Raw genomic sequence first — 14,896 nt, 5'->3', positions numbered from 1 at the left:
GCGCTATCGTCGTGAGCGGCCGCGCTACCTTCGCGCCATCTGTGTCGCTTGCGCTGCGCCGAAAATCGGCAGTTCAGCAGCGCCACAAAATCCGCATATCAATCAAATCGGGGGATGATATTGGCCTTGTCGATCAGGTCGATCGGCAACAGATACTCGTGGTCATCCACCTGAACTACCACGTCCTGCTCCTCCACACCGCGAAGGAGGCCCTGGAAGTTACGACGCCCGTCGAAAGGCGAACGCAGCTTGATCTTCACCTGTTCACCGGCATGCGTCGCAAACTGTTCGATGGTGAACAACGGACGATCCATGCCAGGAGAAGAAACTTCCAGTGTGTACTCCGAGGTAATCGGATCCTCGACATCGAGTACACCACTGAGCTGACGGCTGACGATTTCACAATCGTCGATCAGGATGCCATCGGCTTTATCGATATAGACACGCAGCAGCGAATGACGCCCCTGCGACAGGAACTCGATGCCCCAACATTGGTAACCGAGCGCCTCGATTACTGGGGCCAACAAGGCCTGCAACTGTTCTAGCTTGCTCGACACTTAACGGCCCTCGTGCATGCTGTGCAAATAAAAAATGGGCGAAACGCCCATCCCGTCTGCCCGCGATAACGCTGCGGACACTGTGTTTCAGCTAACAAAAAGCCCCTGAAAAGGGGCTTCTGAAACTGGTTGCGGGGGCAGGATTTGAACCTACGACCTTCGGGTTATGAGCCCGACGAGCTACCAGACTGCTCCACCCCGCGTCAAAGCTGGGCCGGAATTATACGGCCACCCCCTGGCGAGGGTCAACCAAACACTCCAGCAACAAGAAAGCCCGCGAACTGCGGGCTTTCTTGAGTATGGTACCGAGGAGGGGACTCGAACCCCTACAGCCTATGGCCACTACCACCTCAAGGTAGCGTGTCTACCAATTCCACCACCTCGGCAAAACTGTTACTGCTCTGGAGCCTCCGGCACATCCGAAGCATCGGATGCTGGAGCTTGCTCTTCGAGCACCGGCACATCTTCGACAGCCGGTTTTTGTTGAACTTCCAGAACCGCCGGATCTGGCAGACCAACCTGAGTCAGTGCATCAGCTTTTTCTTTAGCAAAGTACGCTAAACCCAAGCTGGTAATGAAAAAAGCCGCAGCTAGTATACCAGTAAACTTACTCAGAAAGGTAGAGGAACCTTGGCTTCCGAATACAGTTGCCGAAGCACCCGAACCGAACGACGCACCTGCGTCAGCACCCTTACCTTGCTGCAACAGCACCAGCGCTACAATCCCGATCGCACCCATCAGGTGCAAAACAACAATGACTGTTTCCAGCATTCTTCAGTTTCCTGCAGCGCGACAGATCGCACCGAATTCATCCGCATTCAGAGAGGCACCACCTACGAGCCCCCCATCGATATCCCGCATACCGAACAACTCGACAGCACTGGCGGCCTTTACACTGCCGCCATAAAGAATTCTCAACTCACTCGCGACACCAGCATCGAGCTGCGCAACTTGCGCCCGGATCGCTGCGTGCACTTCCTGAGCCTGCTCGGGCGTAGCGGTCAACCCGGTACCAATGGCCCATACAGGCTCATAGGCCACTACGGCGTTTTTCAACGCATCGACACCCAGCGCGTCGATGACTGCGGCCAACTGGCCACCCACCACACCCAGCGTTGCATTCGCCTCACGCTGCTCGCGGGTTTCACCCACACAGAGCACAGGAGTCAAACCTGCAGCCTGTACCGCTGCAAACTTGCGCACGACCACTTCGTCACTTTCACCCAGAATCAGGCGACGCTCCGAGTGACCAACCAGCACCAGCTCACAACCGCCGTCGACCAACTGACTAACGGCCAGCTCACCAGTCAAGGCGCCCTGCTCTACTTGCGCCGCGCAATCCTGAGCCCCAATCTTCACCGCCTTACCATTCAGGCCTTCGACGACCTGAGCGATATGCAGACTGGAGGGAAACACCGCAAAATCGACATCAGCAGGCAGCACCTGCTGACGCAACCCCTCGATCAGCTCTGCGACGCTTGCGCGGGTACCGTGCATTTTCCAGTTACCGGCGACTAAGGTGCGACGCATGTTTTGCCTCGTCGATCAAAGAGGGCGCAGATGTTACCCAAGAGCACCCTCGGTAGCAAGCTCAATCAAGCACAGACTTCGGCAACAATCTTAGCCAATTCATCGGCATAGCCGCGAACCGAGCTTTCCTCGTCACCCTCGACCATTACCCGCACCAATGGCTCGGTGCCGGATTTGCGTAGCAGTACGCGACCGCGCCCTGCCATGCTCTCGGTCACCCGCGCACAAGCCTCTTTAACGGACGGATGCTCGAGCGGGTCGAGCGCACCGGAAAACCGCACATTGACCAATATCTGCGGGCATTTTTTCAGGTCGCTGCGCGCCTCGACCAGACTCTGGCCACGACGCTTGAGCGCCATCAGCACCTGCAGAGCGGCAATGATCGCATCGCCGGTGGTGGTGTGCTGGAAGCACACCAGGTGCCCAGAGTTCTCGCCACCAAGTTGCCAATTGCGCGCCAGCAATTCAGCGATCACATAGCGATCGCCCACATTGGCGCGAACGAATGGGATGTTCAGATCTGCCAGAGCCAGCTCCAGCCCCAGGTTGCTCATCAGCGTGCCAACCACACCGCCACGCAGACGATCACGCTCCTGCAGGTCTCGCGCAATGATGAACAACAGCTCATCACCGTCGACCACCGCACCGTACTGATCGACCATCAGCACACGATCAGCATCGCCATCGAAGGCAATACCCAGGTCCGCCTGCTGCGCGACCACTTCAGCCTGCAACGCCGCGATGTGCGTGGAGCCACAATCATCATTGATATTGAGCCCATCAGGCTGAGCCGAAATGACCCGAACCTCTGCACCCAGCTCGCGGAATACACTCGGCGCCACCTTGTAGGCAGCACCATGAGCGCAATCGAGGACGATCTTCAGCCCCTTGAAGCTGGTGCCGCTGGGCACGCTGCCCTTGCAGAACTCGATATAGCGCCCCGAAGCGTCGTTGATTCGCGAAGCCTTACCGATCCCGGCAGACTCAACCACGGTCATCGGCTGGTCGAGCAACTCTTCGATCATCAGCTCGACATCATCCGGAAGCTTGGTACCTTCGCTGGAAAAGAACTTGATGCCGTTATCGTCATGCGGATTGTGCGAAGCACTGATGACGATACCGGCATCAGCCTGGAAAGTACGCGTCAGGTAGGCGATGGCCGGCGTCGGCATCGGCCCGAGCAGTTGCACGTCAGCCCCTGCAGCAGCCAGCCCCGCTTCAAGGGCAGACTCGAACATGTAGCCAGAGATACGCGTGTCCTTGCCGATCAGAATGCGGCACTTACCCTGTTTGCGAAACGCCATACCAGCGGCCCAGCCGAGCTTGAGCATGAAATCCGGAGTAATGGGAAACTGGCCAACGCGGCCACGAATACCGTCGGTGCCGAAGTATTTTCTAGTCATAACGCTTTCCTTGTTATTGCGCCGCCTCAACCGCAGCGATCATGCGCACCACATCCACCGTTTCGGCGACATCGTGCACACGCAAAATATTTGCACCCTTGGTCAATGCCAGGGCCGCCAATGCCAAACTACCGAAGAGTCGACCGCCAACCTCGTGACCGAGCACCTTACCGATCATGCTCTTGCGCGAAACACCGACCAGCAATGGGCGCCCCAGATCAGAGAGCTCACTCATGCGCTTGAACAGGAGCAAATTGTGCTCCAGGGTCTTGGCAAAACCAAAGCCCGGATCGAGCAGGATCCGCTCAGCGGGAATACCGGCTGTCGTGCAGACGGCCATGCGCTCGGCGAGAAAATCACGCACCTCAGCGACGATATCCGGATATTGCGGATCATCCTGCATGTTGCCGGGCTCGCCACGCATATGCATCAGACAGACCGGCAAACCAGTATCTGCCGCCGCATCCAGAGCACCATCACGCTGCAACGAACGCACATCATTGATCAGCCCCGCACCAAGCCTTGCACTTTCGCGCATGACTGCGGGCGTCGAGGTATCCACGGAAATGATCACGTCGAGCTGACGGGCGATGGCTTCGACCACTGGCGCAACCCGCTCCAGCTCTTCGGTCGGAGAAACGGCTCGGGCGCCCGGGCGGGTGGACTCACCACCGATATCGATCAGCGTCGCACCTGCGGCGACCATCTGCTCGGCGTGACGCAATGCAGCATCGCGCGCCGTAAAGCGCCCACCGTCGGAGAAAGAATCAGGAGTGACATTGAGGATGCCCATCACCTGCGGACGGGACAAATCAAGAAGCCGGCTACCACAGGGTAGCCGGCTCGGGTGTTGCGCTTGAGACATATGAAACCTTAGTGCTCGGCCGCCGGCCCACCAATGGGCTTTTCAGAGCGGTCTGGCTCGTCGACTTTGGCCTGCGGAGCACCAGAGTCGTCACCACCACCCCAGCCGCGCGGCTCACGGGGCTCGCGACCATTCATGATGTCATCGATCTGCTCAGCGTCGATGGTTTCATATTTCATCAACGCTTCGGCCATGGCATCGAGCTTGTCACGGTTCTCTACCAGCAGCTTCTTGGCCGTGTCGTAGCATTCATCGATGATACGGCGCACTTCCTCGTCGATCTGCTTGGCAGTCTCACCGGAAACATTGCTGGCCTGGCTGCCCATGCTACGACCCAGGAAGACTTCACCTTCCTCCTCCGCATACATCAACGGGCCCAGCTTCTCGGACAGGCCCCACTTGGTGACCATGTTCTTGGCCAGCTGGGTGGCGCGCATGATATCGTTGGAAGCCCCCGTGGTAACGCCGTCGAAGCCCAGGGTCATTTCCTCGGCGATACGGCCACCGAACAGCGAGCAGATCTGACTGATCAAAGCGCGCTTGCTGAGGCTGTAACGATCTTCTTCCGGCAGGAACATGGTCACACCCAAGGCACGACCGCGCGGAATGATGGAAACCTTGTAGACAGGATCATGCTCGGGAACCAGGCGACCGACGATGGCGTGGCCCGCCTCGTGGTAAGCGGTGTTGAGCTTCTCCTTGTCGGACATGACCATGGTCTTGCGCTCAGCGCCCATCATGATCTTGTCCTTGGCCAGCTCGAATTCCTTCATCTCCACCAGTCGCTTGCCGGCACGGGCTGCGAACAGCGAAGCCTCGTTTACCAGGTTGGCCAGATCGGCACCGGAGAACCCCGGAGTACCACGTGCAATGACAGCCGGATTGACGTCGTCGCCCATCGGCACCTTGCGCATGTGCACTTTCAGAATCTGCTCGCGACCACGAATATCCGGCAGACCAACGACCACCTGGCGGTCGAAGCGGCCAGGACGCAGCAGCGCAGGGTCGAGAACGTCCGGACGGTTGGTGGCAGCGATGACGATAATGCCGTCATTCATTTCGAAGCCATCCATCTCCACCAGCAACTGGTTGAGTGTCTGCTCACGCTCGTCGTGACCGCCGCCCATGCCAGCGCCACGATGGCGACCCACGGCGTCGATCTCGTCGATGAAGATGATGCATGGTGCGTGCTTCTTGGCCTGATCGAACATGTCGCGAACGCGGGAAGCACCCACACCGACGAACATTTCGACGAAGTCGGAACCGGAAATGGTGAAGAACGGCACTTTCGCTTCACCGGCCACGGCCTTGGCCAGCAAGGTTTTACCTGTACCTGGCGACCCGACCATCAGCACACCGCGCGGGATACGACCGCCCAGACGCTGGAACTTGCCTGGATCGCGTAGAAATTCCACCAACTCGCTGACTTCTTCCTTGGCCTCGTCGCAACCGGCAACGTCGGCGAAGGTGGTCTTGACCTGATCCTCAGAGAGCAGGCGCGCCTTGGACTTGCCGAAGCTCATCGGCCCGCCCTTGCCGCCAGCCCCACCTTGCATCTGACGCATGAAGAACATAAATACCGCGATGATCACCAGAATCGGGAAGCTGGCCACCAGCAACTGAGTCCAGATGCTCTGCTGCTCAGGCTGCTTGCCTTCGATAACCACGTTGTTATCGATCAGGTCGCCAATCAGGCCACCATCCTGGATCGCCGGCCGAATGGTCTTGAAGCCCTCGCCATCGGTACGCTTACCAGTGATCACATAGCCGTCGACGGTGACGCGCTCGACGCGCCCTTCCTTCACCTGCTCGATGAATTGCGAGTAGCTCAGGGTCTGCGGCTCGCTCGGACTGGAGAAGTTGTTCATCACGGTAACCAGCACCGCCGCGATGATCAGCCACAGGATCAGATTCTTTGCCATGTCGTTCAATTAGCTACCCTCTGAAGCAGGCCTCGTGGCGAAGCGGGCTTCCCATGACGACCAATGATATACCGACTAACTTACACCAAACGCCCGCGTCCCGCAGGCGCCGTCTGTAACCCTTTATTAGGTTTCTGCCACTGAGACCGACAGGGTCGATACCAGTTTCAATCACACCCCGCGAAAGCCACGCGCCAGCAGATATTGTTCACGGGAGCGATCACGCGAGGACAGCGGCTTGCGCATCTGTACCTTGTCGAAGGTCTCATACACCTGCTTGTGATAAGCGTCGAAACCTTCGCCCTGGAAGATTTTGATCAGAAAATCACCGCCCGGACGCAATACACGCCCGGCCAGATCCAGCGCCAGCTCGCACAATTACATGGCGCGCGCCTGATCGGCGGTTCTTACCCTACTTATATTGGGGGCCATATCGGAAATAACAAGGTCCACCGGATTTTCACCGATGGCCTCGAGAATCTGCGCGAAGACCGCGTCATCGGTGAAGTCACCCTGAATGAAGGTGACATCAGGGATGCGATCCTTCTCCTGGATTTCCAGCAACTTGTAGCTGGCGCGTGAACGATAGCCGTCCATCTGCGCCATCTCCACGTAAGGATCGTCGAAATGTTCTTTCAGCCAACGCTGGCTGGTCTTGGAACGTGCCACTGAAACCTCTGACTCAACGGGTCATGAATAACTGCGCGGGCTCGGGTAAGATAGGCGCCGTTTTCCAGACCGAACTAGGTACTAACGATTATGCCGCTCACTCAAGAGCAGAAGAAACAATTCAAATCTATCGGCCACCACCTGAAACCTGTATTGATCGTGGCTGACAATGGATTGACCGAGGGAGTGCTGGCCGAGCTGGACCGCGCCCTGAACGATCACGAGCTTATCAAGGTACAGCTGCGCCTCACCGAACGCGAGGATCGCCAGACTGCCATTGTAGCCCTGTGCGAGAGTGGACGCGCTGAACTGGTCCAATCGATTGGCAAGGTCGCCCTGCTCTATCGCAAGAACCCCAAGCCGAATCGCAACCTGTCCAACGTCATTCGTTATCAGGGTTGACGGCTGCGTGCAGCGCCTGTCAGACGTCAGGCGCCGCGCAATTTACCCGGAACGGGCTGTAGTACCAGTAACAGCCCGCAAAAGGCCATCACCAGATAGCTGAAACGCAGCAGGCGCTCGGCATCGGGCCAGTAACGCAGCACGGCAAAATAGCTCAGGGCCATGACTGCGACGGTCAACAACAACTGCCCGCGTATATCTCGCCAAAGACTCGATAGCCCATCACTGCGCAACAGGGCAAAGGCCTGCAGCGCAATGCATACGGCCGTCATGCCGACCAGCAACGGCACCAGCCGCGTAGCGATTTCCTCCACCAGCAGCGGCGCCAGGCCAACCTGACCGATAGCTGGCAGGATGACGAATTGCAGCAACCACAAACCGCCAACCCAGAGAGTCTGGGCCAGCTGCCAACTTATGGCAGCCGCCCGCGACGGTTGTTGCGGTTTAGATATGACGGACTTCGACAATCTCGTACTCGATCAGGCCGCTGGGGGTCTGCACCGCCACCACATCACCCTCGCTCTTGCCGATCAGGGCACGAGCGATAGGCGAGCCGACGGAGATCTTGCGCTGCTTGATGTCGGCTTCGTCTTCACCAACGATCTGGTAGGTCACGCTTTCGTCGGTCTCGACGTTGGCGATTTCCACCGTGGTGCCGAAGATCACCTTGCCGGTGTGCTCGATGCTGGTGACGTCGATGATCACTGCGTTCTGCAGACGGCCTTCGATATCACGCACGCGCGCCTCGACCATGCCCTGCTCTTCGCGGGCGGCGTGGTATTCGGCGTTTTCCTTCAGGTCGCCCAGCTCGCGAGCTTCGGCAATCGCCTGGCTCAGTGCGGGACGACGCACCTTGGTCAGGTGCGCCAGCTCTTCTTCCAGGGCGCGAGCGCCCTGGACGGTCATGGGGTACTTGTTCATGCCTTGATTCCTGCATGCAGATCCTGCAGCCGGCGCACGGTCTTCTCGGGACCGAACTTGAGCGCTTCACAGACCGCCTGCCCCGCCGCGATGGTGGTGGTGCAGTAGATCTTGTGCTGCAGGGCGTTACGACGGATCGAGTAGGAGTCAGCGATGGACTGACGCCCCTCGGTGGTATTGATGATCAGAGTGACTTCGTCATTCTTGATCATGTCGACCACGTGCGGACGGCCTTCGGTCACCTTGTTCACGCGGCGTACCGGCAGGCCGGCAGCCTCGATAACTTTGGCAGTGCCGGCGGTGGCGACCACCTCGAAGCCCAGCGCGACCAGATCACGTGCGACCTGAACAGCTTCCGCCTTGTCATCCTCACGCACGCTGATGAACGCGCAACCGGAGTTCGGCAGAATCTCGCTGGCACCCAGCTGCGCCTTGGCAAAGGCCTCACCGAAGCTGTCACCGACACCCATGACTTCACCGGTGGATTTCATCTCTGGGCCGAGGATCGGGTCGACGCCCGGGAACTTGGCGAAGGGGAATACCGCTTCCTTGACGCTGAAGAACGGCGGGATGATTTCCTCGCTGTAACCGGCCTCGGCCAGGCTCTTGCCGGCCATGACGCGGGCAGCCACCTTGGCCAGCGACTCGCCGACACACTTGGAGACGAACGGCACGGTACGCGAGGCGCGCGGGTTCACCTCGATGACGTAGATATCCTCGCCCTGCACGGCCATCTGTACGTTCATCAGACCGACCACGCCGAGCTCCAGGGCCATTTTCTTGACCTGCTCGCGGATCTCGTCCTGGATGTGCATCGGCAGCGAGTACGGCGGCAACGAGCAAGCGGAGTCACCGGAGTGCACGCCAGCCTGTTCGATGTGCTGCATGATCGCACCGATCACCACGGTCTCGCCGTCGCACACCGCATCCACGTCCACCTCGATGGCGCAGTTGAGGAAGCGATCGAGCAGCACCGGGCTGTCATTGGAGACCTTCACCGCTTCGCGCATGTAGCGCTTGAGCTCTTCTTCCTGGTAGACGATTTCCATCGCCCGGCCGCCCAGTACGTAGGACGGACGCACCACCATCGGGTAACCGATGTTCTTCGACAGAGCCAGGGCTTCATCTTCGCTGCGCGCAGTGGCGTTGGCCGGCTGACGCAGGTTCAGACGCTGCACCATCTGCTGGAAGCGCTCGCGGTCTTCGGCGCGGTCGATGGCCTCGGGGCTGGTACCGATGATCGGTACGCCCGCTTCTTCCAAGGCGCGGCAGATCTTCAGCGGGGTCTGGCCGCCGTACTGCACGATGACGCCTTTCGGCTGCTCGACACGGACGATTTCCAGCACGTCTTCCAGTGTCACCGGCTCGAAGTACAGGCGGTCGGAGGTGTCGTAGTCGGTGGAGACGGTTTCCGGGTTGCAGTTGACCATAATGGTCTCGTAACCGTCTTCACGCATGGCCAGCGCAGCGTGCACGCAGCAGTAGTCGAACTCGATGCCCTGGCCGATACGGTTGGGGCCGCCACCGAGAATCATGATTTTCTCGCGGCTCGACGGATTGGCCTCGCACTCTTCCTCGTAGGTCGAGTACATGTAGGCGGTGTCGGTGGCGAATTCGGCGGCGCAGGTGTCCACGCGCTTGTACACCGGCAGCACTTTCAGCTTGTGGCGATGAGCACGCAGGCTCTTCTCGGAAACACCCAGCAACTTGGCCAGGCGCGCATCGGAGAAGCCCTTGCGCTTGAGCTTGAACATCAGATCGCGGTCGATGGCCGACAGACCCAGGGTCTGCACGGTGGCTTCGTCCTTGATCAGATCTTCGATCTGCACCAGGAACCACTCGTCGATACGGGTCAGCTCGAACACTTCGGCGACGGTCTTGCCGGCGCGAAAGGCATCAGCCACGTACCAGATACGGTCGGCACTGGGCACGGTCAGCTCGCGACGCAGAGTGCTTTCAGCCTCCGGGTCGTTCAGGTCGAGCTTCGGATCGAAGCCGGCAACGCCGACTTCCAGACCGCGCAGGGCTTTCTGCATGGACTCCTGGAAGGTACGGCCGATGGCCATGACTTCACCGACGGACTTCATCTGAGTGGTCAGGCGGGCGTCGGCTTTCGGGAATTTCTCGAAGGCGAAGCGCGGAACCTTGGTTACCACATAGTCGATGGCCGGCTCGAACGACGCCGGGGTACGCCCGCCGGTGATGTCGTTGCTCAGCTCGTCGAGGGTGTAACCGACAGCCAGCTTGGCGGCGATCTTGGCAATCGGGAAGCCGGTGGCCTTGGAGGCCAGCGCCGAGCTGCGCGATACACGCGGGTTCATTTCGATCACGACCATACGACCGGTGTTCGGGCAGATGCCGAACTGCACGTTGGAGCCACCGGTTTCGACGCCGATCTCACGCAGTACCGCCAGCGAGGCGTTACGCAGGATCTGGTATTCCTTGTCGGTCAGGGTCTGTGCCGGGGCAACGGTGATCGAGTCACCGGTGTGCACGCCCATCGGGTCGAAGTTCTCGATGGAGCAGACGATGATGCAGTTGTCCTTCTTGTCGCGGACCACCTCCATCTCGTATTCCTTCCAGCCGATCAGCGACTCGTCGATCAGCAGCTCGCTGGTCGGCGACAGATCGAGACCGCGGGCGCAGATTTCCTCGAATTCTTCACGGTTGTAGGCGATGCCACCACCGGTGCCACCCATGGTGAAGGACGGACGGATGATGCACGGGAAGCCGACTTTCTCGAGGACGCCGTAAGCGTCTTCCATGCTGTGGGCAATGCCGGATACCGGGCACGCCAGGCCGATGTCTTTCATCGCCTTGTCGAAGCGCGAACGGTCTTCAGCCTTGTCGATGGTGTCGGCGTTGGCACCGATCATCTCGACGCCGAATTTTTCCAGCACGCCATGGCGCTCCAGATCCAGCGCACAGTTCAGTGCGGTCTGGCCACCCATGGTCGGCAGCAGCGCGTCGGGGCGCTCCTTCTCGATGATCTTGGCCACGGTGGCCCACTTGATCGGCTCGATGTAGGTGGCGTCGGCCATAGACGGGTCAGTCATGATGGTGGCCGGGTTGGAGTTCACCAGGATGACGCGGAACCCTTCTTCCTTCAGCGCCTTGCAGGCCTGGGCGCCGGAGTAGTCGAACTCACAGGCCTGGCCGATGACGATGGGGCCGGCGCCGAGGATCAGGATGCTTTTGATATCTGTACGTTTTGGCATAGCGGTTACTCGAATCCTTGGGTCAGTCGGCGGGGCTTAACGGCGCTTGGCCATGGCTTCGATGAAGCGGTCGAACAGCGGCGCCACGTCGTGCGGGCCGGGGCTCGCCTCGGGGTGACCCTGGAAGCTGAAGGCGTCCTTGTCGGTACGCTCGATGCCCTGCAGGGTGCCGTCGAACAGCGACTTGTGGATCGGACGCACATTGCTCGGCAGGCTGCTTTCGTCCACGGCAAAACCGTGGTTCTGGCTGGTGATCATCACCACGCCGCTGTCGAGATCCTGTACCGGGTGGTTGGCACCGTGATGGCCATGACCCATTTTCAGGGTCTTGGCGCCGGAGGCCAGGGCCAGCAACTGGTGGCCGAGGCAGATGCCGAATACCGGGATATCGGTTTCCAGCACGTCCTTGATCGCCTGGATCGCGTAGTCGCACGGCTCGGGATCGCCAGGGCCGTTGGACAGGAACACACCATCGGGATTGAGCGCCAGCACGTCGCTGGCCGGAGTTTGCGCCGGCACCACGGTCAGGCGGCAGCCACGCTCGACCAGCATGCGCAGGATGTTCAGCTTCACACCGTAGTCGTAGGCGACCACGTGATAAGGCAGTTCGCTGGCCGGGATTTCCGGATGGCTGTCGTTCTTCAGATTCCAGGTGCTTTCGCGCCACTCGTAGCGCTCGGTGCAGCTGACCACCTTGGCCAGATCCATACCCTTGAGACCCGGGAAGCTGCGCGCCAGCTCCAGTGCTTTCTCTTCGGTGGCGTCGTCACCGACCAGGATGCAGCCGTTCTGCGAACCCTTCTCGCGCAGGATGCGGGTCAGGCGGCGCGTATCGATACCGGCGATGGCGACGGTGCCGTTGGCTTTCAGGTACTCGTCCAGCGGTTGCTTGTCGCGCCAGTTGCTGGAGATCAGCGGCAGGTCACGAATGATCAGGCCAGCGGCCCATACGCGGTTGGACTCGGCATCTTCCGGCGTGGTGCCGGTGTTGCCGATGTGCGGGTAAGTCAGGGTAACGATCTGCTGGGCATAGGATGGATCGGTAAGGATTTCCTGATAGCCGGTCATGGCGGTGTTGAACACCACCTCTCCAATCGTCTGGCCATCGGCCCCGATGGAATCGCCGCGAAAAATGCTGCCGTCAGCAAGGGCCAAAATGGCAGGTTTGGGGGCTGGCTTAGTCAAGAAGACCTCCGTCTCGATCAAGGCTTGAAGCAAACGCAGGTTGTAAAAAAGCGGGATGACGTGTGAAGGTCATCCCGCTTTTTTATTTGAGCCATTCTGCGTAACTTTTAGTGGACACACTAAAACAGGAAGCTTACAGGAAAACCCTTTTTCGGTCCACCCAATAAGACGCCTCAGTCACACATTCGCATCAACGCAGGCCCAGCACGTCCTGCATGTCGTACAGCGCCGGAGAACGCTGCTGCAGCCACAGCGCAGAACGCACTGCGCCCTTGGCGAAAGTCATGCGGCTGGAGGCCTTGTGCGTGATCTCTACGCGCTCGCCGTCGGCGGCGAACAACACGGTGTGATCACCCACCACATCACCGGCACGCACGGTGGCGAAGCCAATCGTTTCACGCTCACGCGCACCGGTCTGCCCTTCACGGCCGTAGACGGCGACCTTCTGCAGATCACGCCCCAATGCATCAGCAACTACTTCGCCCATGCGCAGCGCGGTGCCGGACGGCGCATCGACCTTGTGCCGATGGTGGGCTTCGATGATCTCGATATCCACGTCATCACCCAATACGCGAGCTGCGGTATCGAGCAACTTCAGGCACAGGTTGACGCCGACGCTGAAGTTGGCGGCGAAAACGATCGGAATCTGCTTGGCCGCTTCGCTTAGCTGCTGCCTTTCCTCGACAGTGAAGCCGGTGGTGCCGATTACCATGGCCTTGCCCGCCTGACGGCAGACTTCCAGGTTCTTCAGCGTCACCGACGGGTGAGTGAAGTCAATCAGCACGTCGAAGTCATCGATCACGGCACTCAGGTCGCCTGCCAGGGTTACCCCGATCTTGCCCAGACCGACCAGCTCACCAGCATCTGCACCGATCAGGCTGCTGTCAGCACGGTCGATGGCGGCACTGAGCTTGGCACCCTCGGCCTGATTGACGGCCTCGATCAGGGTCTTGCCCATACGCCCGGCGGCGCCCATCACTGCAATACGTTGCATACATCAGCTCCAAGCTGTCGCCCCGGCATCACCGGGGCGCGTTGCGATTAAACGTCGCCGAAGAAGCGCTTCACGCCTTCGAACCAGCCACTGGCCTTGGGCGAGTGGGAATCGTCACCCTGCAGCGACTTGCGGAACTCCTCGAGCAGCTCGCGCTGACGCTTGTTCAGGTTGACCGGCGTTTCCACCGCCACCCGGCACATCAGATCACCAGCCGCACCACCACGCACAGGTGCCACGCCCTTGCCACGCAGGCGGAACAGCTTGCCGGTCTGAGTACCTTCCGGGATCTTCAGCTTGACCCGACCATCGAGGGTCGGCACTTCCAGCTCGCCACCCAGCGCCGCATCGGCAAAGCTGATCGGCACTTCGCAGTACAGATGCTTGCCGTCACGCTGGAAGATCGCATGCTCACGGACGTTGACCACCACATACAGGTCACCGGCCGGACCGCCATGGGTGCCGGCCTCGCCCTCGCCGGACAGGCGAATGCGGTCACCGGTATCGACACCTGGCGGCACTTTGACCGACAGGGTCTTGCTCTCTTCCACGCGCCCCTGGCCATGACAGCTGCCGCACGGGTCGGAGATCATCTTGCCGCTGCCATGACAGCGCGGACAGGTCTGCTGTACGGAGAAGAAACCCTGCTGCATGCGCACCTGACCGATACCACCGCACGTGGTACAGGTGACCGGGCTGGTACCCTTCTTGGCACCCGAGCCATCGCAGGTCTTGCAACCGACCAGGGTCGGCACGCGGATGGTCACGGTGGTGCCGCGTACCGCTTCCTCCAGATCCAGCTCAAGGGTGTAGCGCAGATCCGAGCCGCGCTGGGCGCCGCCACGCGAACCGCCGCGAGCACCGCCGAAGAAGTCGCTGAACACATCCCCGAAGATATCGGAGAAGTTGGCGCCGCCGAAACCAGCGCCACCACCGCCACCCATCTGCGGGTCGACCCCGGCGTGGCCGTATTGATCGTAAGCCGAACGCTTGGCCGCATCAGAAAGTACTTCGTAGGCCTCGTTGGCCTCCTTGAATTTCTCTTCGGCGTCTTTGTCGTCCGGGTTGCGGTCCGGGTGATACTTCATCGCCAGGCGCCGGTAGGCCTTCTTCAGCTCGGCTTCACTAGCGCCGCGCTCGACCCCCAGGATCTCGTAATAGTCACGTTTTGCCATAGTTGTGCTGCACTCTCAGATTCGTGAGCTCCAGATACGCCGACGCGGGAGAAGG

13 protein-coding genes, 2 tRNA genes and 1 pseudogene are annotated in these 14,896 nt (G+C 59.9%); 1 reads left to right on the top strand and 15 read right to left on the bottom strand.

What is annotated here, in order from left to right:
- Nucleotides 1–98 precede the first annotated feature (98 nt).
- The 9 genes and pseudogenes from rimP to AAEQ75_RS13005 form a co-directional block, all read right to left on the bottom strand.
- The gene (gene rimP, locus AAEQ75_RS13045; RefSeq protein WP_099526098.1) at nt 99–557 is read right to left on the bottom strand and encodes a ribosome maturation factor RimP; all 459 of its coding nucleotides are present in this window, start codon (nt 555–557) and stop codon (nt 99–101) included.
- A 126-nt stretch (nt 558–683) separates the two neighbouring features.
- Nucleotides 684–760: transfer RNA gene (locus AAEQ75_RS13040), tRNA-Met, on the bottom strand.
- A 97-nt stretch (nt 761–857) separates the two neighbouring features.
- Nucleotides 858–943 (bottom strand) — tRNA-Leu (locus tag AAEQ75_RS13035).
- Between the two features lie 7 nt (nt 944–950).
- Nucleotides 951–1,328 (bottom strand): preprotein translocase subunit SecG, encoded by a 378-nt coding sequence (secG, locus tag AAEQ75_RS13030; protein ID WP_125835137.1) that lies wholly within the window; start codon nt 1,326–1,328, stop codon nt 951–953.
- 3 nt (nt 1,329–1,331) lie between these two features.
- Complete coding sequence (tpiA, locus tag AAEQ75_RS13025) at nt 1,332–2,087, bottom strand: triose-phosphate isomerase (RefSeq protein ID WP_273256239.1); 756 nt, start codon at nt 2,085–2,087, stop codon at nt 1,332–1,334.
- A gap of 65 nt (nt 2,088–2,152) precedes the next feature.
- Nucleotides 2,153–3,490 carry a phosphoglucosamine mutase gene (glmM, locus tag AAEQ75_RS13020; RefSeq protein ID WP_343349229.1) on the bottom strand — a complete coding sequence of 446 codons (1,338 nt, stop codon included), beginning with the start codon at nt 3,488–3,490 and terminating at the stop codon, nt 2,153–2,155.
- Nucleotides 3,491–3,503: 13 nt separating this feature from the next.
- Nucleotides 3,504–4,355: a dihydropteroate synthase gene (gene folP, locus AAEQ75_RS13015; RefSeq protein ID WP_273256243.1), complete on the bottom strand. Its 852-nt coding sequence runs from the start codon at nt 4,353–4,355 to the stop codon at nt 3,504–3,506.
- Between the two features lie 8 nt (nt 4,356–4,363).
- Complete coding sequence (ftsH, locus tag AAEQ75_RS13010) at nt 4,364–6,277, bottom strand: ATP-dependent zinc metalloprotease FtsH (protein WP_179574418.1); 1,914 nt, start codon at nt 6,275–6,277, stop codon at nt 4,364–4,366.
- A gap of 171 nt (nt 6,278–6,448) precedes the next feature.
- A pseudogene (locus AAEQ75_RS13005) lies at nt 6,449–6,946 on the bottom strand (RlmE family RNA methyltransferase).
- 90 nt (nt 6,947–7,036) lie between these two features.
- On the opposite strand from AAEQ75_RS13005, the gene yhbY reads away from it, so the two are divergent.
- Entirely contained in the window at nt 7,037–7,348 is a 312-nt protein-coding gene (gene yhbY / locus AAEQ75_RS13000) for a ribosome assembly RNA-binding protein YhbY (protein ID WP_343349225.1), read from the top strand.
- A gap of 26 nt (nt 7,349–7,374) precedes the next feature.
- Here yhbY and AAEQ75_RS12995 read toward each other — a convergent pair whose 3' ends face one another.
- The 6 genes from AAEQ75_RS12995 to dnaJ form a co-directional block, all read right to left on the bottom strand.
- Nucleotides 7,375–7,815: a DUF4149 domain-containing protein gene (locus tag AAEQ75_RS12995; RefSeq protein ID WP_256832986.1), complete on the bottom strand. Its 441-nt coding sequence runs from the start codon at nt 7,813–7,815 to the stop codon at nt 7,375–7,377.
- Complete coding sequence (greA, locus tag AAEQ75_RS12990; RefSeq protein WP_143506221.1) at nt 7,793–8,269, bottom strand: transcription elongation factor GreA; 477 nt, start codon at nt 8,267–8,269, stop codon at nt 7,793–7,795. The genes AAEQ75_RS12995 and greA overlap by 23 nt, the downstream gene beginning before the upstream one ends.
- Nucleotides 8,266–11,487 carry a carbamoyl-phosphate synthase large subunit gene (gene carB, locus AAEQ75_RS12985; RefSeq protein ID WP_343349222.1) on the bottom strand — a complete coding sequence of 1,074 codons (3,222 nt, stop codon included), beginning with the start codon at nt 11,485–11,487 and terminating at the stop codon, nt 8,266–8,268. Before carB ends, greA begins: the two co-directional genes overlap by 4 nt.
- A gap of 36 nt (nt 11,488–11,523) precedes the next feature.
- Complete coding sequence (gene carA, locus AAEQ75_RS12980) at nt 11,524–12,672, bottom strand: glutamine-hydrolyzing carbamoyl-phosphate synthase small subunit (protein ID WP_343349220.1); 1,149 nt, start codon at nt 12,670–12,672, stop codon at nt 11,524–11,526.
- Nucleotides 12,673–12,862: 190 nt separating this feature from the next.
- Nucleotides 12,863–13,666 (bottom strand): 4-hydroxy-tetrahydrodipicolinate reductase, encoded by an 804-nt coding sequence (gene dapB, locus AAEQ75_RS12975; protein WP_343349218.1) that lies wholly within the window; start codon nt 13,664–13,666, stop codon nt 12,863–12,865.
- Nucleotides 13,667–13,713: 47 nt separating this feature from the next.
- A complete protein-coding gene (dnaJ, locus tag AAEQ75_RS12970; protein WP_343349216.1) occupies nt 13,714–14,841 on the bottom strand; it encodes a molecular chaperone DnaJ in 1,128 nt (375 codons plus the stop codon).
- Nucleotides 14,842–14,896: the final 55 nt, after the last annotated feature.

The organism is Pseudomonas sediminis, assembly GCF_039555755.1.
Classification (GTDB): domain Bacteria; phylum Pseudomonadota; class Gammaproteobacteria; order Pseudomonadales; family Pseudomonadaceae; genus Aquipseudomonas; species Aquipseudomonas mendocina_D.
Note: the sequence above shows the minus strand (reverse complement) of the source record. Positions and strands in the feature narration are given on the sequence as shown.